The 17,488-nt window shown below is 63.4% G+C and carries 15 protein-coding genes; 6 read left to right on the top strand and 9 right to left on the bottom strand.

Annotation, left to right across the window (positions count from 1 at the left end):
• Positions 1 to 507: 507 nt before the first annotated feature.
• The 6 genes from Q7C30_RS09665 to Q7C30_RS09690 all read right to left on the bottom strand — a co-directional run bounded on the left by Q7C30_RS09665 (position 508) and on the right by Q7C30_RS09690 (position 8,334).
• Positions 508 to 1,278, bottom strand: coding sequence for an electron transfer flavoprotein subunit beta (locus tag Q7C30_RS09665; protein ID WP_317871375.1), 771 nt, complete (start codon positions 1,276 to 1,278; stop codon positions 508 to 510).
• A 9-nt stretch (positions 1,279 to 1,287) separates the two neighbouring features.
• Positions 1,288 to 2,520, bottom strand: a complete 1,233-nt coding sequence (locus tag Q7C30_RS09670; protein ID WP_317871376.1) for an electron transfer flavoprotein subunit alpha/FixB family protein — start codon at positions 2,518 to 2,520, stop codon at positions 1,288 to 1,290.
• Positions 2,520 to 4,475, bottom strand: coding sequence for a dimethylglycine demethylation protein DgcB (dgcB, locus tag Q7C30_RS09675; RefSeq protein WP_317871377.1), 1,956 nt, complete (start codon positions 4,473 to 4,475; stop codon positions 2,520 to 2,522). The genes Q7C30_RS09670 and dgcB overlap by 1 nt, the downstream gene beginning before the upstream one ends.
• 198 nt (positions 4,476 to 4,673) lie before the next feature.
• Positions 4,674 to 6,734: a dimethylglycine demethylation protein DgcA gene (gene dgcA, locus Q7C30_RS09680; protein ID WP_039581311.1), complete on the bottom strand. Its 2,061-nt coding sequence runs from the start codon at positions 6,732 to 6,734 to the stop codon at positions 4,674 to 4,676.
• A 15-nt stretch (positions 6,735 to 6,749) separates the two neighbouring features.
• Positions 6,750 to 7,280, bottom strand: a complete 531-nt coding sequence (locus Q7C30_RS09685) for a DUF5943 domain-containing protein (RefSeq protein WP_021782648.1) — start codon at positions 7,278 to 7,280, stop codon at positions 6,750 to 6,752.
• Between the two features lie 76 nt (positions 7,281 to 7,356).
• On the bottom strand, positions 7,357 to 8,334 hold the full coding sequence (locus Q7C30_RS09690; RefSeq protein ID WP_039581315.1) for a dipeptidase: 978 nt from the start codon (positions 8,332 to 8,334) through the stop codon (positions 7,357 to 7,359).
• A gap of 285 nt (positions 8,335 to 8,619) precedes the next feature.
• Between Q7C30_RS09690 and Q7C30_RS09695 the strand changes: the two genes are divergently transcribed.
• Entirely contained in the window at positions 8,620 to 9,021 is a 402-nt protein-coding gene (locus tag Q7C30_RS09695; protein WP_039581316.1) for a lysozyme inhibitor LprI family protein, read from the top strand.
• Positions 9,022 to 9,051: 30 nt separating this feature from the next.
• On the opposite strand, the gene Q7C30_RS09700 is transcribed toward Q7C30_RS09695, so the two are convergent.
• Complete coding sequence (locus Q7C30_RS09700) at positions 9,052 to 10,008, bottom strand: GlxA family transcriptional regulator (protein WP_039581318.1); 957 nt, start codon at positions 10,006 to 10,008, stop codon at positions 9,052 to 9,054.
• 148 nt (positions 10,009 to 10,156) lie between these two features.
• Between Q7C30_RS09700 and choX the strand changes: the two genes are divergently transcribed.
• The 4 genes from choX (at position 10,157) to Q7C30_RS09720 (ending at position 13,541) form a co-directional block, all read left to right on the top strand.
• Entirely contained in the window at positions 10,157 to 11,101 is a 945-nt protein-coding gene (gene choX, locus Q7C30_RS09705) for a choline ABC transporter substrate-binding protein (protein ID WP_116889641.1), read from the top strand.
• An 87-nt stretch (positions 11,102 to 11,188) separates the two neighbouring features.
• The gene (locus Q7C30_RS09710) at positions 11,189 to 12,073 is read left to right on the top strand and encodes a 3-keto-5-aminohexanoate cleavage protein (RefSeq protein ID WP_317871378.1); all 885 of its coding nucleotides are present in this window, start codon (positions 11,189 to 11,191) and stop codon (positions 12,071 to 12,073) included.
• Between the two features lie 24 nt (positions 12,074 to 12,097).
• A complete protein-coding gene (locus Q7C30_RS09715) occupies positions 12,098 to 13,063 on the top strand; it encodes an L-carnitine dehydrogenase (RefSeq protein ID WP_116889643.1) in 966 nt (321 codons plus the stop codon).
• Between the two features lie 10 nt (positions 13,064 to 13,073).
• Positions 13,074 to 13,541 carry a thioesterase family protein gene (locus Q7C30_RS09720; protein WP_317871379.1) on the top strand — a complete coding sequence of 156 codons (468 nt, stop codon included), beginning with the start codon at positions 13,074 to 13,076 and terminating at the stop codon, positions 13,539 to 13,541.
• Positions 13,542 to 14,165: 624 nt separating this feature from the next.
• Here Q7C30_RS09720 and Q7C30_RS09725 read toward each other — a convergent pair.
• Positions 14,166 to 15,446 (bottom strand): ATP-binding protein, encoded by a 1,281-nt coding sequence (locus tag Q7C30_RS09725; RefSeq protein ID WP_317871380.1) that lies wholly within the window; start codon positions 15,444 to 15,446, stop codon positions 14,166 to 14,168.
• Positions 15,447 to 15,843: 397 nt separating this feature from the next.
• Here Q7C30_RS09725 and Q7C30_RS09730 point away from each other — a divergent pair, with 397 nt between their 5' ends.
• Entirely contained in the window at positions 15,844 to 16,101 is a 258-nt protein-coding gene (locus tag Q7C30_RS09730; protein ID WP_029615122.1) for a hypothetical protein, read from the top strand.
• 62 nt (positions 16,102 to 16,163) lie between these two features.
• Here Q7C30_RS09730 and Q7C30_RS09735 read toward each other — a convergent pair whose 3' ends face one another.
• On the bottom strand, positions 16,164 to 17,267 hold the full coding sequence (locus Q7C30_RS09735) for a GlxA family transcriptional regulator (RefSeq protein WP_039581333.1): 1,104 nt from the start codon (positions 17,265 to 17,267) through the stop codon (positions 16,164 to 16,166).
• Positions 17,268 to 17,488: the final 221 nt, after the last annotated feature.

Genomic DNA, 17,488 nt, shown 5'->3' on the forward strand with positions numbered 1-17,488 from the left:
ACCTTGTCCACAGGGACGCCAACAGAAACTGTGGGCATGACTCACGACGGTTCAAATGCGCTGTGGATAATGCTCGCTAAGCCCTGTATTTCTGGGGTTATGAGGTGATTGCGAGCAGATTGATCATTTTTTGACCTAATCTTTGAAAGCCGCGTCAACCGTGGCCTCCAGCGCTTGCCCAACATATTATCCACAGAGGGATGAACAGCGATTGTGGGAAAGTCGCAGAGGGTCCGACGTAAGTCAGGCTATTGAACGACGCACAGACCTGTACATTTTTTGATCATAACCCTCCAGCCCTCGTCCGCTCTAGGCTTGAGCAACAAGCGAACACGTTATTCACAGGCTGGCGAACAGTTTCGGGGGACAGTTTGCAGGCGGTGGGACCTTTGCGCTGATTTCACGTCACGAGATGGCGCAAACCCACTAAATAGCCCGTGAGAGCGGCCCGAAGCCACAAAAAAGGGCCGCAAAGCGGCCCCAGAGTTATTCACAGGCAGATGCGGCTCAGCGCAGCACACCCTCCTCCACCAACAGCTTGAGAATGGCTTCAGCGCCTTCCTGTGGAGAAACGTCCTTGAGCACCTTGCCGCCCCCGCCACTGGCCTTGGCCGTCGCCGCCTTCATACGGTCGGCACCGCTCTTGGCCTTGATCACTTTCAAGCGCTTGGGGCGTGGCCGCGCGGGTTGCAGGGCATCGCCGTCCAACACCTCGTCCTCGACCACCGCGACATCGCGCGCCGCCAGCACACCCCGGCGTGCCGGACCGAACGCGCTCTGCCGCGGCTTGGGCGCAGCGTTATCCACAGTGGCCAGCAACGGCAGGCGCACCTTCAGGCGACGCCGCTGACCGCGCGGCAAGGCTTGCAGCACCTGCGCGGTGCCATTGTCGATCGACTCCACCTCGGCCAGCCCCACCACCAGCGGCCAGCCCAGCTTCTCGGCCAGGAGAAACGGCAGCATGCCAGAGCCTTCGCCGGTTTCGGCCTGGCTGCCGGTCAGCACCAACTGGGCGCCGGCGTCGCGCAGGTAGTCGCCGAGCACGCCGAGCACGTCGGCGCCAGCGGGTTGCTCCAGCACGTCCAGGTGTTCCAGGCCCATGCCCAGGTAGCCGCGCAGCGCCTCCTCGGCGGGGTTACCGGCATGCACCACCTGCAGGTCGTTGCCTGCCAGTTGCAGGCCGAGTTCAACGGCGCGCGAATCCTGCTCGGCGCGACGGGCGCGACCAGAGCTGGGGTGGGCACCGATGGAAACCAGGCTGATGACTTTCGTACTCATGTCGTGCCCTTATGCCGCGTCGCGCTGAGCGCCGCTGCGGAAGTTGTCCACAGCCTCGATCAGGGCCTTGAGAATCGCCGCGCTGTCGCCAATCACCGACAGGTCGGCCCGCTTGATCATGTCGCAGCCAGGGTCCATGTTGATCGCCACCACCTTGTCGCAGGCGCCGATGCCTTGCAGGTGCTGGATGGCCCCGGAGATGCCCACGGCCATGTACACCCGCGCCGTGACCCAGGTGCCGGTCGCCCCGACCTGACGGTTGCGCGGCATGAAGCCGTCGTCCACCGCCACCCGCGACGCGCCTTCGGTGGCGCCCAGCGCCGCCGTGGCCTGGTGGAACAGCGCCCAGTCCTTGACCCCGTTGCCACCGGAGACGATGAACTCGGCCTCGGCCATGGCGATGGCCGCCGGATCCACGGCCACCGGCCCCAAGTCCTCGATGCGCGAAAGGCTACGGGCCACGCCTGTGGACAACGCCACCGGCAAGGCTTCGTGACGGGTTTCGCTGACCGGGTCGGCGCATTCGGCTGCGGCCAGGATCAGGCGCGGCAGGCCGCGTTGCAGGTCCTGCTGACCGGCCCCAGCGCGGCCGATGCACTGGCCGTCCTTGACCTGCCAGACCCGCGTGGCCGGACGTTCGCCCAACGCGGCGCCCAGGCGTCGGCCCAACTCGCCGCCACCGGTGCGGCTATCGGGCAACAGCCAGTGGCGCGGTGTGAACTGGTTATCCACAGCACGCAGGCCTTGAACCAGCTGTTCGGGGGCGTAACCGCTGTAGGCATCGCCTTCGATGACCAGCAAGCGGTCCACCCCGGCGTTGGCGAAGTTGCTTTCCTTGTGTTCACCGAACACCACGGCCAGCACCGCGCCGTCGTTGCCGGCCAGGCTGCGGGCCAGGCCAAGCAGGTCGCGGTCGTGACTGCCCAGGCGGCCACCGACCATGTCCGGTACCACGGTGATGTAGAAGGCAGGATCCGCCACTTGGTGCAGCGGCAACTGCACCTCGGCCGCTGCCGTGCGCCGTGCGCCACCGGCAGTGCCCTGCTGGGCGCCGCTGCGGTCGATACGCTTGAGACCGGCCGGGCCGACGAAGCCGGCTGCCAGTGCGTGAGGGTTCTTGCGCATGAGCCCGTTGGGGCCCATCCAGCTAGTCTGTTGCGTCTGCATCGCGGCGTGCAACGGATGCAGACGGTTACGGGCGATCCACTCGGCGCGTGGGTCGCGGCGGACGATGTCGCTCATCAGTGCACCTCCGCAGGTTCACGTTTGGCCGCAGCCGGTTTGCTGGTCGCTGCTGGCGCTTGTTCTTCGATCAACACGTCGGCGACCAGCTCGGCCAGGTCCTTGATCTGTGGGCGGGGCTCGACCACCCCTTCGAGCATGGCGGTGCACTGCGGACAACCCACCGCCACCAGCTCGGCCTCGGTTTCGCGGATATCGTCCATGCGCATGTCGGGAATCCGCTGCTTGCCGGGAATGTCGGTGATCGGCGCACCGCCGCCACCGCCGCAGCAGCGAGAACGGAAGCCCGAGCGCTGCATCTCGCGCACGTCGATACCGAGCGCCTTGAGCACTTCACGCGGGGCTTCGTACTCGCCGTTGTAGCGCCCCAGGTAGCACGGGTCGTGGTAGGTGACGCTGCCGCCCTTGTGCTGGCCAAGGTTCAGGCGTTTGGCAGCGATCAGTTCGGCGATGTAGGTGCTGTGGTGCTGCACCTGGTAGTCGCCGCCCAAAGCGCCGTACTCGTTCTTGAGGACATGGAAGCTGTGCGGGTCGCAGGTGACGATGCGCTGGAACCGGTACTTGGCCAGGGTCTGGATGTTGCGCTTGGCCAACTGCTGGAAGGTCGCCTCGTCGCCCAGGCGACGTGCCACGTCCCCGCTGTCGCGCTCTTCCAGGCCGAGCACGGCGAAGTCCACGCCCGAGGCCTTGAGCACTTTGACGAAGGCGCGCAGGGTGCGCTGGTTGCGCATGTCGAAGGCGCCGTCACCCACCCAGAACAGCACCTCGGTGGTTTTCACGTCCGAGAGCAACTTGAGGTTCAAGTCTGCCGCCCAGTTCATCCGACCACCCGGATTGAAACCGCCGGGGTTGTCGGTGGCGATCAGGTTGTCGAGCACCTCGGCCCCCTTGTTCGGGGTCGCGCCCTTCTCCAGGGTGAGGTGACGGCGCATGTCGACGATGGCATCGACGTGCTCGATCATCATCGGGCATTCCTCGACGCAGGCCCGGCACGTGGTGCACGACCACAGCGTTTCGGCATCGACCAGGCCGTTGACGATCGGCTGGTGCGGATGGCCGCCGTGCTCGCCGATGGGTTTGCCGGGGTAAGGGCTGCCGGCGAACTTGGCGTCGGTGCCACCGGCCAGGCCGATGACCATGTCCTGAATCAGTTTTTTCGGGTTCAGCGGCTGGCCAGCGGCGAAGGCCGGGCACATGGCCTCGCACTTGCCGCACTGCACGCAGGCGTCGAAGCCCAGCAGTTGGTTCCAGGTGAAGTCCACCGGTTTTTCCACGCCCAGCGGCGCGCTCGGGTCTTCCAGGTCCAGCGGCTTGAGGCCAGTGGAGCGCCCGCCGCCGAAACGTTCGGCGCGGCGGTGCCAGGCCAGGTGCAGGGCACCGGCGAAGGCGTGCTTCATCGGCCCGCCCCAGGTCATGCCGAAGAACAGCTCCGACACGCCCCACAGCACGCCCAGGCCGAGAATGCCGACCATCACCCAGCCGCCGGTGTTGGCCGGCAGGATACCCGCCACCGGCAAGGTGGCGATGAAGAAGCTCGCGGCGAACACCAGCAGGCTCTTGGGCAGACGCATCCACGGGCCTTTGGACAGGCGCGAAGGGGGGGTCAGGCGACGCTTGAAGACGAAGATGGCGCCGCTGAACATGATCACCGTGGCCACCAGCAGGGCGTAGCCGAGGATCTTGCTCTGCAGGCCGAAGCCGTGCACCAGGATCGCCAGCAGCGCCGACAGCACGAAACCACCGGCGGTGGCGACGTGGGTCTTGGACATGTACTTGTCGCGCTCGACCACGTGGTGCAGGTCCACCAGGTAGCGGCGCGGCATGGCCAGCAGGCCGCCGATCAGGTCGACCTTCGCAGGCCGACCACGACGCCACATGCTCACACGACGCACGGCGCCGAGCACGGCCAGGCCGAGCGCGGCGAACAGCAGGATGGGTAGAAGGGTGTTCAACATGGCAGGCACCTTTGAGCTGCAAGCTGCAAGCTACAAGCTGCAAGAAGAAGCGGCGTCGCCCCTGCTTCGTGCGTGTATCTTGCAGTCCACCGCTGCGTTACAGAATCATTCCCAAGCAACTCCCAAAAGCTGAGCTGCAAGTGAAGCCCACAGTGGGCGCTTCTCCTTGCAGCGTGCAGCTTGAAGCTTGCCGCTGCTTCAGAAGTCCTTGCACAGGCGCAAGGCATCGTAGATCGCCGCGTGCACGTTGCGCTGGGCCACGCAGTCGCCGATGCGGTACAGCAGGTAACCTTCGCCCGGCTGGCTGAGGATTGGCTGCGGCTGGATCGCGAACAGGGCTTCGATGTCGATCTGGCCTTTGTTGCGCGAACCGTCCTTGAGGCCGTAGTACAGCTCCTCGTCGGGACGCACGCCGTTCTCGATCACCACCTGGTCGACCACCCGCTCTTCCTTGGCCCCGGTGTATTCGTTCTCCAGCACCGCCACCAGCTTGTCGCCTTCGCGGTAGACCTTCTCCAGCATCATGTCCCCGGTCATGATCACTTCCTTGGGGTACATGCTGCGGTAGTAAGTCGGGAAGGTGGTGCCGCCCATGGCCACACCCGGCTTGATGTCGTCGGTGACGATCTCGACCTGGCTGCCTTTGTCGGCGATGAAGTCAGCCACCGACATGCCGGTGAATTCGCAGATGGTGTCGTACACCAGCACGTTCTTGCCCGGCGCGACCTTGCCGTCGAGCACGTCCCAACTGCTCACCACCAGCCCTTCGGCAGCGCCCCAATGGTCGTTCTGCTCGACGAACGGATGACCGCCCACCGCCAGCACGATGATGTCCGGACGCAGGTCCTGGATGGTCGGGATATCCGCCGCAGTGCCCAGGCGCAGGTCCACCTTCAGGCGGGCGAACTCCAGTTGATACCAGCGGGTGATACCGGCGATCTGGTCACGCTGCGGCGCCTTGGCGGCGATGGTGATCTGCCCGCCGATCTGCTCGCGCTTCTCGAATACGGTCACGTCGTGGCCACGTTCGGCAGCGACGCGCGCAGCTTCCATGCCGGCAGGGCCGGCACCGACCACCACCACCTTGCGCTTGGGCCCGGTGGACTTCTCGATGATGTGCGGCACCCCCATGTACTCACGGGAGGTCGCGGCGTTCTGGATGCACAGCACATCCAGACCTTGGTACTGACGGTCGATGCAGTAGTTGGCGCCGACGCACTGCTTGATCTGGTCGATCTGACCCATCTTGATCTTGGCGATCAGGTGCGGGTCGGCCATGTGTGCACGGGTCATGCCGACCATGTCCACGTAGCCGCCTTCGAGAATGCGCGTGGCCTGGTTCGGGTCCTTGATGTTCTGTGCGTGCAGCACCGGTACCTTGACCACTTCCTTGATGCCAGCGGCCAGGTGCAGGAACGGCTCCGGCGGGTAGCTCATGTTCGGGATGACGTTGGCCAGGGTGTTGTGGGTGTCGCACCCCGAGCCCACCACGCCGATGAAGTCGAGCATGCCGGTGGCATCGTAGTACGCAGCGATCTGCTTCATGTCCTCGTGGCTGAGGCCATCGGGGTGGAACTCGTCACCGCAGATACGCATGCCCACGCAGAAGTCGTCGCCGACCTCGGCGCGTACCGCCTTGAGCACTTCCAGGCCGAACTTCATGCGGCCTTCGAAGCTGCCGCCCCACTCGTCGGTCCGCTTGTTGACGCGCGGGCTCCAGAACTGGTCGATCATGTGCTGGTGCACCGCCGACAGCTCGACGCCGTCCAGGCCACCTTCCTTGGCCCGGCGCGCGGCCTGGGCGTAGTTGCCGATCACGCGCCAGATCTCTTCCACCTCGATGGTCTTGCAGGTGGCGCGGTGTACCGGTTCACGGATGCCGGACGGCGACATCAGGGTCGGCCAGTTGAAGCCGTCCCAACGCGAGCGACGCCCCATGTGGGTAATCTGGATCATGATCTTGGCGCCATGCTTGTGCATGGCGTCGGCCAGGTTCTGGAAGTGCGGGATGATGCGGTCGGTGGACAGGTTGACCGACGCCCACCACTGCTGCGGGCTGTCGATGGCCACCACCGAGGAACCGCCGCAGATGGCCAGGCCGATGCCGCCCTTGGCCTTCTCTTCGTAGTACTTCACATAGCGGTCGGTGGTCATGCCGCCGTCGGTCGCGTAGACCTCGGCGTGCGCGGTGCTGAGCACGCGGTTGCGGATGGTCAGCTTGCCGATCTGGATCGGCTGGAACATTGCTTCGAATGCCATGACGCTCTCTCCGGCTTACAACGGCTTCGTAATGAACAGGCCATCTTCGTGGCCTTCTTCCGATCCGCCGTAGACCTGTTCGGCCACGGTGCGGATCTTGCTGCCGCGGGCAGCGAGAATCTGGTCCATGGCACCGGCGAACCAGCCGGTGAACATGTAGTCGACCTTGCGGCCGCACTTGCCATAGACGTACACGAACGCGGAGTGCTTGAGCTTGACGCTGCAGGTGCCCTTGTCCAGGTCGATGTCCTGGATCTCGAACAGGCCCCAGCCACGCTGGCTCAGGCGCTTCATGTAGTGCTCGAACACCGCGACGCCTTCCAGGCCGTGGCACTCGGCTTCTTTCTCGCACCAGTGCCAGGCCGATTTGTAGCCGGCCTTGTAGAGGATTTCAGCGTAGGCGTCGGCGCCCAGCACTTCCTCGATACCCATGTGGTTGTTGACGAAGAAGTGGCGCGGCACGTACAGCATCGGCAGGGCGTCGCTGGTCCAGACACCGGTCTCGCTGTCGACTTCGATGGGCAATTGCGGGGCGATCTTGGCCATGGAAACTTAACTCCAGAATTTTTTGTGTTGGATGCCCCAGCGTTATTGGCCGGGGCTTGCAGGCTTGGAGAGCGGCTTATTCGCCCCAGACATCTTTCAGGATGTTCACCCAGTTCTCGCCCATGATCTTGCGCACCACGCGCTCGGAATGGCCGCGTTTGAGCAGGGTCTCGGTGAGGTTGGGGAACTCGCCGACGGTGCGGATCCCCAGCGGGTTGATGATCTTGCCGAAGTTGGTCAGGCGACGGGCGTAGCCCTTGTCGTGGGTCAGGTACTCGAAGAAGTCCTGGCCGTGGCCCTGGGTGAAGTCGGTACCGATACCGATGGCGTCTTCACCGACGATGTTCATGGTGTATTCGATGGCTTCGGCGTAGTCGTCGATGGTCGAGTCGATGCCCTTGGCCAGGAACGGCGCGAACATGGTCACGCCGACGAAGCCGCCGTGGTCGGCGATGAACTTCAGTTCCTCGTCGGACTTGTTGCGCGGGTGCTCCTTGAGGCCCGACGGCAGGCAGTGCGAGTAGCACACCGGCTTCTTCGATTCGAGGATGACTTCTTCGGAGGTCTTGGAGCCGACGTGCGACAGGTCGCACATGATGCCTACGCGGTTCATCTCGGCGACGATCTCGCGACCGAAGCCCGACAGCCCGCCGTCACGCTCGTAGCAGCCGGTGCCCACCAGGTTCTGGGTGTTGTAGCACATCTGCACGATGCCCACGCCCAGTTGCTTGAAGATCTCGACGTAGGCGATCTGGTCTTCGAAGGCGTGGGCATTCTGGAAGCCGAAGAGGATGCCGGTCTTGCCCAGCTCCTTGGCCTTGCGGATGTCGGCGGTGGTACGCACCGGCATCACCAGGTCGCCGTTCTCGCGGATCAGCTTCTGGCTGGCGGCAATCTGGTCGACGGTCGCCTTGAAGCCTTCCCAGACCGACACGGTGCAGTTGGCCGCGGTCAGGCCGCCTTTGCGCATGTCCTCGAACAGCTCGCGGTTCCACTTGGCGATGATCAGGCCATCGATGACGATGCTGTCGGCGTGTAATTCGGCTGGGCTCATCAGGCTGTCCCCTTTTATCGTGAGGCTTGTAATGGGTCGCGCCGAACCAGGTGCCGGCGGTTTGGGGCCAGCATATGCCTGCGGCCTGTGTCGCCTCGGTGCAAAAACGACAGGGGGTTTGCCGAAAGCGTCAAGGCGGCGAACGGCACGCTCTGGCCTGCCGTTGGTCGATGAGAGCGAGTCTCGACAAGGGCGGTCGATGAACATTTTTCGCCCCCCCTATCACCCAGCCCGAGGCTGAGCGAGAATCCCTGACGATTCGTCAGTCTGTTCAGGAGAAAACGGATGAAATCAAAGGCATGGCTGGTCCTGCTGTGCGTGGCGCTGGGCGCCCAGGCCGCCGAGGAAGACAGCACGCCCTGCGACAGCGTCGAGAACGACCAGCAGGCCTATGCGTGCGCGACCTATAACAAGCAGACGGCCGAGCGCGAGCTGAAGTCGGCCTACGACGACCTGCTGCAGCGCATCCGCGATCAGTACGCCGACGAGAACGACAAGGCCAGCGCGCTCACGGCGCGCATGGACGCGGCGCAGAAGCTCTGGGCACAACTGCGTGACGCCGACTGCAAGGTCGAGACCTACGCCGAGAAGCCCGGCAGCAAGGCCTTCGAGGCCGCCTGGAACACCTGCTTGGCACAGCGCAGCGACGAGCGCTCGGAGTACCTGCAGTCCATCGGGCAGCAGTGAATGTCCAGCCTGAACCCGCCCCTGCCCGGTTCAGGCCAAGGCGGACACCGCCCGCGCCAGGCGGTCCTGCCGTGGGCACTGGGCGAAGCGTGCTCTGTAGCAACGGGTGAAGTACGACGCCGACTCGAAGCCGCACGCCACCGCCACCTGCAGCACGCCCATGTCGGTCTGGCGCAGCAGTTGCCGGGCCTTGTCCAGGCGCAGGCCTAGGTAGAAACCGCGTGGCGTGTCGTCCAGGTGCACGCGGAACAGGCGCTCCAACTGGCGCCGGGTGACCTGAATCGTCTCGGCCAGCGCCAGGGTGTCCAGCGGCTGCTCGGTATTGCGCTCCATCTCGCCGATCACCTTCACCAGCTTGCGGTTGCGAATGCCGTAGCGCGTGGCGATTTCCATGCGCTGGTGGTCCTGGCGTGGGCGGATGCGCCCGAGCACGAACTGCTCCGACACCTGGATCGCCAGTTCGCTGCCGTGGGCCTGGGCGATCAGATCGAGCATCAAGTCGATGGACGCAGTGCCACCTGCGCAGGTGATGCGCCGACGGTCGATCTCGAACAATTCCTGGGTGGCCTGCAGGCGTGGATAACGCTCCTTGAACGCCTCCAGCGCCTCCCAGTGCAAGGTGGCGCGGTAACCGTCGAGCAGGCCGGCTTCGGCCAGCACCACCGCGCCGGTGTCGATGCCACCGAGGATGCCGCCCTCGTGCTCGACCCGCCGCAGCGCCTGCTGCAATGCCGGCCCGTGGCACGCCAGCGGCTCGAAACCGGCCACCACCAACAGCATCGCGCCACGCTCGCTGTCGGCCAGCGCCAGGTCGGCATTGACCGACATGCCATTGCTGGCCTGCACCGGCCCGCCGTCCAGGCTCAGCACCCGCCAGCGATACAGCGCACCGCGAAAGCGGTTGGCCACCCGCAATGGCTCCAGCGCACTGATGAAGCCCAGCGCGGAAAACCCTGGCAAGAGCAGAAACTGGATGGTGTCCGGCATCGCTGACTCCTGGGAGATGGATGGTCGCTGCAGTGCAACTCTTGGTCGCCAGCGTGCGATTGCCCACTGTGCCATGGGCGTAACGTTTTTCCCACGGCCCGCAGAGGCCGGATCCCATAACAATACGCACTGCCGATGGAGAGCCACCATGCATCGCTTGATCCGCCGCAGCCTGTTGTCCTTCGCCCTGAGCAGCACCCTGGTCACCCCGCTTTTCGCCGCAGAACCCGCGGTCTGCAAGAACGTGCGCCTGGGCGTGGTCAACTGGACCGACGTCATCGCCACCAGTGCCATGGCCCAAGTGCTGCTCGACGGCCTGGGCTACCAGACTGCCCAGACCAGCGCCTCGCAACAGATCATCTTCGCGGGCATTCGCGACAAGCGCCTGGACATGTTCCTGGGATACTGGAACCCGATCATGACCCAGACCATCACCCCGTTCATCGAGGCGGGCCAGCTCAAGGTGCTGGAAAAGCCCAGCCTGGAAGATGCCCGCGCCACCCTCGCGGTGCCCAAGTACCTGGCCGACCAGGGCCTGAAGACCTTCGCCGACATCCACACCTTCGAGAAGGCGCTCAAAGGCAAGATCTACGGCATCGAACCCGGCTCCGGCGCCAACACCCAGATCAAGGCGATGATCGCCAAGAACCAGTTCGGCCTGGGCAAGTTCCAGCTGGTGGAGTCCAGCGAAGCAGGCATGCTCGCCGCCGTGGACCGCGCGGTGCGGCGCAAGGAGGCCGTGGTGTTCTTCGGCTGGAAGCCGCACCCGATGAACGTCAACCTCGACATGGTCTACCTGGGCGACAGCCAGGACGCGCTCGGCCCGGACGAGGGCCGCGCCACGGTATGGACCGTCACCGCCCCCGACTACGCCCAGCGCTGCCCGAACGCCAGCCGCCTGCTGGCCAACCTGACCTTCAGTGCCGAGGACGAGAGCCGCATGATGCAGCCGCTGCTCGATCATAAAGACCCGCTGGTGTCGGCGCGCCAGTGGCTCAAGGACCACCCCCAGGACAAGGCCCGCTGGCTCGAAGGCGTGACCACCTTCGATGGCCAGCCAGCGGCAGAGCACCTCAAGCTCAGCGCCAACTGAACCGCGTGGGGCGCCGCGCGCCCCCCCTGCAATGCGCTCGCGACACCTTCACCTCGAATCCCAGCACATCGAACCCAAGGCCCCGCCATGAACCATGACGTCATCATCACCTGCGCCCTGACCGGTGCCGGCGACACCGCCGCCAAGAGCCACCTGGTCCCTGTCACCCCCAAGCAGATCGCCGCCGCGGCCGTGGAGGCGGCCAAGGCCGGTGCCACCGTGGTCCACTGCCACGTGCGCGACCCACAAACAGGCCGTTTCAGCCGCCATGTCGCGCTGTACCGCGAGGTCATGGAGCGCATCCGCGAGGCCGACGTGGACGTGATCGTCAACCTCACCGCCGGCATGGGTGGCGACCTGGAAATCGGTCCCGACGAGAACCCCATGGCGTTCGGCACCGGCACCGACCTGATCGGCCCGCTGGAACGCCTGGCCCATGTCGAGGCGCTGCTGCCGGAAATCTGCACACTGGACTGCGGCACCCTCAACTTCGGCGACGGTAATTCGATCTACGTATCGACGCCGGCCCAACTGCGCGCAGGTGCCAAGCGCATCACCGAGCTGGGGGTGAAAGCCGAACTCGAAATCTTCGACACCGGCCACCTGTGGTTCGCCAAGCAGATGATCAAGGAAGGCCTGCTGCACGATCCCCTCTTTCAACTGTGCCTGGGCATTCCCTGGGGCGCCCCGGCCGACACCACCACCATGAAGGCCATGGTCGACAACCTGCCAGCCGACGTCACCTGGGCCGGCTTCGGCATCGGTCGCATGCAGATGCCCATGGCCGCGCAAGCGGTGCTGCTCGGCGGCAACGTGCGGGTGGGCCTGGAAGACAACCTCTACCTCGACCGCGGCGTGCTGGCCAGCAACGGGCAACTGGTCGAGCGCGCGGTGGAGATCATCTCGCGCCTCGGCGCGCGCGTGCTCACCCCGGCCGAAGGCCGCGAAAAAATGAACCTCAAGCGCCGCTGAGCCTTGTTCCAGGAGTTGCAGCACATGCCTTACATCACCGAGATCAAGACCTTCGCCGCGCTCGGCAGCGGCGTCATCGGCAGCGGCTGGGTCGCCCGCGCGCTGGCCCACGGGCTGGACGTCATCGCCTGGGACCCGGCCCCCGGCGCCGAGCAGGCCCTGCGCAAGCGCATCGCCAATGCCTGGCCCGCCCTGGAGAAACAGGGCCTGGCCCCCGGCGCCAGTCAGGACCGTCTGCGCGTCGTGGCCAGCGTGGAAGACTGCGTGCGCGACGCTGACTTCATCCAGGAAAGCGCGCCCGAGCGCCTGGAACTGAAGCTCGAGCTGCACGCACGCATCAGCGCCGCCGCCAAGCCTGAGGCGATCATCGCCTCCAGCACCTCGGGCCTGCTGCCCAGCGACTTCTACGCCACCGCCACCTTCCCGGAACGCTGCGTGGTCGGCCATCCGTTCAACCCGGTGTACCTGCTGCCGCTGGTGGAGATCGTCGGCGGCAGGCACACCGACGCCAGCGCCATCGACGCCGCCAGGACGGTGTACAGCGCACTGGGCATGCGCCCCCTGCACGTGCGCAAGGAAGTGCCCGGCTTCATCGCCGACCGGCTGCTCGAAGCGCTGTGGCGCGAGGCCCTGCACCTGGTCAACGACGGCGTGGCCAGCACCGGCGAGATCGACGATGCGATCCGCTTTGGCGCCGGATTGCGCTGGTCGTTCATGGGCACCTTCCTCACCTACACCCTGGCCGGGGGCGATGCAGGCATGCGTCACTTCATGGCGCAGTTCGGCCCGGCGCTCAAGCTACCCTGGACGTACCTGCCTGCCCCGGAGCTCACCGAGCGGTTGATCGACGATGTGGTCGAAGGCACTACCGAGCAACTCGGCGAGCACAGCATCGCTGCGCTGGAGCGCTACCGCGACGACACCCTGCTGGCGGTGCTGGACGCGGTGAAGCAGAGCAAGACCGCCCACGGCATGGCCTTCGGCGACTGAGGAGAAATCGATGACGGTACTGCTCACCTACCGCACCACGGTCCAGCCGGACTGGGTGGACTACAACGGGCACCTGCGCGACGCCTACTACCTGCTGATCTTCAGCTACGCCACCGATGCGCTGATGGCGCGCATCGGTCTGGATGCCGACAGTCGCGGGCAGAGCGGGCACTCGCTGTTCACCTTGGAGGCGCACATCAATTACCTGCACGAGGTGAAGCTCGGCACCGAGGTGTGGGTGCAGACGCAGATCATCGGCTTCGACCGCAAGCGCCTGCATCTCTACCACAGCCTGCACCGCGCCGACTTCGACGGCGCGCTGGCGGCCAGTGAGCAGATGCTGCTGCATGTGGACTTGGCGGGGCCGAAGTCGGCGCCGTTCACCGATGAACGAACGCTAAAAATTCAAGAATTGGTAGATACGCAAAGTGGCTTCAAAGGTGACGAATTGGTGGGATGCTTGATGAAGCTGAAATAAGAAATTCTATCCCAAGCGAAACCCTCCGCTGGATAGCGTTTTTATCGCCCAATCAGTTTTCGAGCCAGATCTCTTTTTTCTACAGCGATAGCTATCAGAGGTGCCTTCTCGCGAAGCACCTCCAAAGGCATGCCCTTCTCGTATGCTTCCAACCACTGACGTCGGGTTCGCAATATACGCTCGTCGTCGCGGAGCGGTAGCAATGTCAAAGTGCGCTCCGCCAAAGCACGAAACGGTTCCGGAATACATTGACTTACAACCATCTGCATTGAAGGCAACACGATCTCGAACCACCCATCAGCGACGGAGAAGGGATCCAGCAACTCCGCAGCCTTTTCTTGCTTTTGGAGCTATTCAGCCACCCTTCGACATATCGATAGTTTGACCACTCATAGACAAGATTTTTATCCTCATGGCAACTCATGAAGTGATCGACGGTGCCGCTGGAAATCCACATCGCGCCAAACCCACAGCGGTCCTTGAATGCCTCTGCCAGCTTCAACCTGAATGGAGACCAAAAATCGCGTGGGCGCTTGGCATTGGGGTTATTTTGAAGCCAGGTAGTACCCGCCTTGCGACACGCCTCATCAAAACCATCTGGTTCTTCAACCGCAATGACCGGAATCATTGGACGCCCCCATCCACAACGGATTTAACATGCATACTACCGATCCAGCGAGGCCAGAAATGATCACCTCCCGGCAAGACGCGAACCAGTTCGTCATGGATTTTTTGAGCATTATCCAGATTCCGAGGCAGTCCACCGTGTTCACCACGCATCCACGCTTCCGCGATTTCAATGGCCTGTTCAGCTTCGACGGAGCGAGCCTGCGCGAGACCAAATGCGTCTGACACCAGCCAATTCACGACATCCCCTTGCTTCGCCCAAACCTCCTTAGTTACAACAGCCTTACCGCATTCGAGTTGAATATTGAAAACCGCATCACGGTCTTCATCGAAATCGGGTTCTGAGGACGCAAGTACCAGCGGTGAATGAGTAGCAACAATCAACTGGACGGCCACCTCCTCGCCCGTCATGACGCGCATGACGTTCAACAACGCAGGAATTATCCGCCGTTGCCATTGCGGGTGAAGATGGCACTCAACCTCATCGATCAGAAAAATGATTTCCTTAGCGGGCTTACTTCGACGATCTCGACTGGCTTCCTTATGGGCATTCCAAGTCCATACGAGCATGTAAGCCAACGCGGCGATCCTACGCATACCCGCCGACGCGTGAATCAACGGCACATCTTGACCATAAGGCATTTTCAAATGTGGATAGCGAGTTTGATCCGGTCCTATCAATTTGCGCGGTTTACCAGGCAGGATCTTCTCGACACCCGAGGGTGACAATGCATTCAACACATTGCACAGTTCATCGAACGCTGGATCCTGCTCAAGCTGCCAGGTGACCCAGTCAGAAATTAAACCGTTACAAATATTGGTGCCTTGTGCCGAGCGAGCGCCGTACCACACCTGATCAGGATTGAAGTTGAACGCTCTAATTTTCTCGTCTGAACTAGAGTCTTTATCCGTCCAATAATTTCGCTCAGGATCCCAAGCGGAGAAACTTCCATCCACCCCAGCATAGATGACCACACCGGGTATGGGAGGTCGAGCCTTGGGCTGTGGCCAGGCACCATTTTTAAACTCTACCTCGCCCGATTTGTCACCCGCCGTCACTTTGCTGAAGGTGAATGCAATACTGGGATGTGGATGATCACGTTGTGGCATCGCCACGCCGCGAGCCCAAGTACGCGTGAGTACCCACCAGGCCGTATCAAGCAAAAAGCTCTTACCCAACCCATTGTCACCCGTAATGAAATTCAATCTAGGCGCAAACTCGACCGGACCAAAAACTTCCGCCGGCCCGACCCCCTTCAAGGAAAGAGTTTTCAACATTACGGATACCCTATGTCGTCTAACTTGATGCGATTGAAATCATCAAGCAACGGATAATCTCAAAATGATAGCAAACTGCCATCGACTCTATTATTGGTCATCCTAATGCTTAAGCTCGACTATAGCCAGAGTGACGCCAGCCGACTGCGACACAAAAAAAGCCCCGGAAGCCGTGAGCATCCGGGGCAGAGAGCGAGCAACATCCACTGTGCCAGAGTGAGGGTGACCAAACCCTCGGTGCCGTGAATGAGTCCAGTGTGCTGACTTCCACGGGGATGGATTTAGCCGGAAACGACCTGTTCTTAGTCATGGCAGCCATCGCCACGCGCGGTGCTTGCGGGCCTGTCGTGGTGGTCACAGAATCGGTCATCACTGACCGCAGACAAGGACCTTCACCATGATGCATGCCGATTTGATCGATCAGGACGACCTGCTGGGCCACCTGCGCGCACGCGGGTTCGAGATTCCTGCCGGCGCCAGCGCCGAGCAAGCCTGCGAAGCGGCGGTGCGTGGGCTGACCGAGCCCAACGCACGCGCGCTCAAGGGGATGGTGGAGCAGATGTACACCGGCAGCGCGACGATCCTGCCGGCCGTGCGCCAGGCCATCGACAAGCAGTTACTGCCGGCGCTGGCGCAGTTCAGTCAGCGCGGCTAGCCGCGCGCTCGGCGCAGGCCTTATCGACGCGGCACATCATCCGCGATAAGACCTGCGCCCGCTCAGAGCCTCACACTGGCAAAGGTCGACTCGTTGCGCGCCTGGCTCAGCGCCGCCATCGGGCCGCTGTGCGGCGACAGCGCCATGGCCTGCGGAATCGGCATCATCGCCACCTGCTGCGCGGTGTTGGAACCGACGCGCTCGTCACGCGGCGGAATGCCGAAGTATTCGCGGTAGCACTTGGAGAAGTGCGGCGTGGAGACGAAGCCGCACACCGACGCCACTTCGATGATCGACATCGGCGTCTGCTTGAGCAGTTGCCGCGCCCGGATCAGTCGCAGCTTCAGGTAGTAGCGCGACGGCGAGCAGTGCAGGTACTTCTGGAACAGGCGCTCGAGCTGACGACGCGACACGTTGACGTACACCGCCAGCTCGTCCAGGTCGATCGGCTCCTCGAGGTTGGCCTCCATCAGCGCGACGATTTCCTGAAGCTTTGGCTGGTTGGTGCCGAGCATGTGCTTGAGCGGCACGCGCTGGTGATCCTGCTCGTTGCGAATGCGCTCGTAGACGAACATTTCGGAGATGGCTGCCGACAGCTCACGGCCGTGGTCGCGGCTGATCAGGTGCAGCATCATGTCCAGCGGCGCGGTGCCGCCGGAGCTGGTGAAGCGGTTACGGTCGAGGGTGAACAGGCGCGTGCTCATGTTGACCCGCGGGAAGGCTTCCTGCATCGCGGCCAGACATTCCCAGTGCACGCTGCAGTCGAAGCCATCGAGCAGACCGGCACAGGCCAGCGCCCAACTGCCGGTGCAGACCGCGCCCAGACGGCGCGACTGGCGGGCCTGGGCCTGCAGCCAGGTCACGTGTTCACGGGTGACGGCGCGCTGGATGCCAACGCCGCCACAGACGATCACCGTGTCGATGGCCGGCGCGCTGTGCATCGGCGCATCGGGGGTGATCTGCAGACCGTCGCTGGCCCAGACCTGTCCGCCATCCACGGTCAGGGTGTGCCAGCGATACAGCTCGCGCCCGGACAGTTGGTTGGCCATGCGCAGCGGCTCGACCGCCGACGCCAGGGAAATGAGGGTGAAGTTGTCCAGAAGGAGAAACCCGATGGACTGTGGAGCTGTGCGGTTCTGGGTTGGCCCGGAGGTGTACGACGTCATCGCGATTTCTCCTCACACAAATGCAGGGTGTGCCTCAGGCGGGCACCGTTTTCTTGTTATTGCCCCCTATCCTTGTGCGGGGGCTATACCCAACTCCACGCAAACGCCGTGCCTGAAATTGAACGGCTATCCAAAAAAACCTAAAAACGACGTTACCGTGCGTCTTGTAGGGCCTTTCTGTAAGAGGTGGTCATAGAACGCAAAGCAGCGCGCCAGCGCCT

The organism is Pseudomonas sp. RAC1 (assembly GCF_030658255.1).
In the GTDB taxonomy this organism is placed as follows: Bacteria; Pseudomonadota; Gammaproteobacteria; order Pseudomonadales; family Pseudomonadaceae; genus Aquipseudomonas; species Aquipseudomonas boreofloridensis.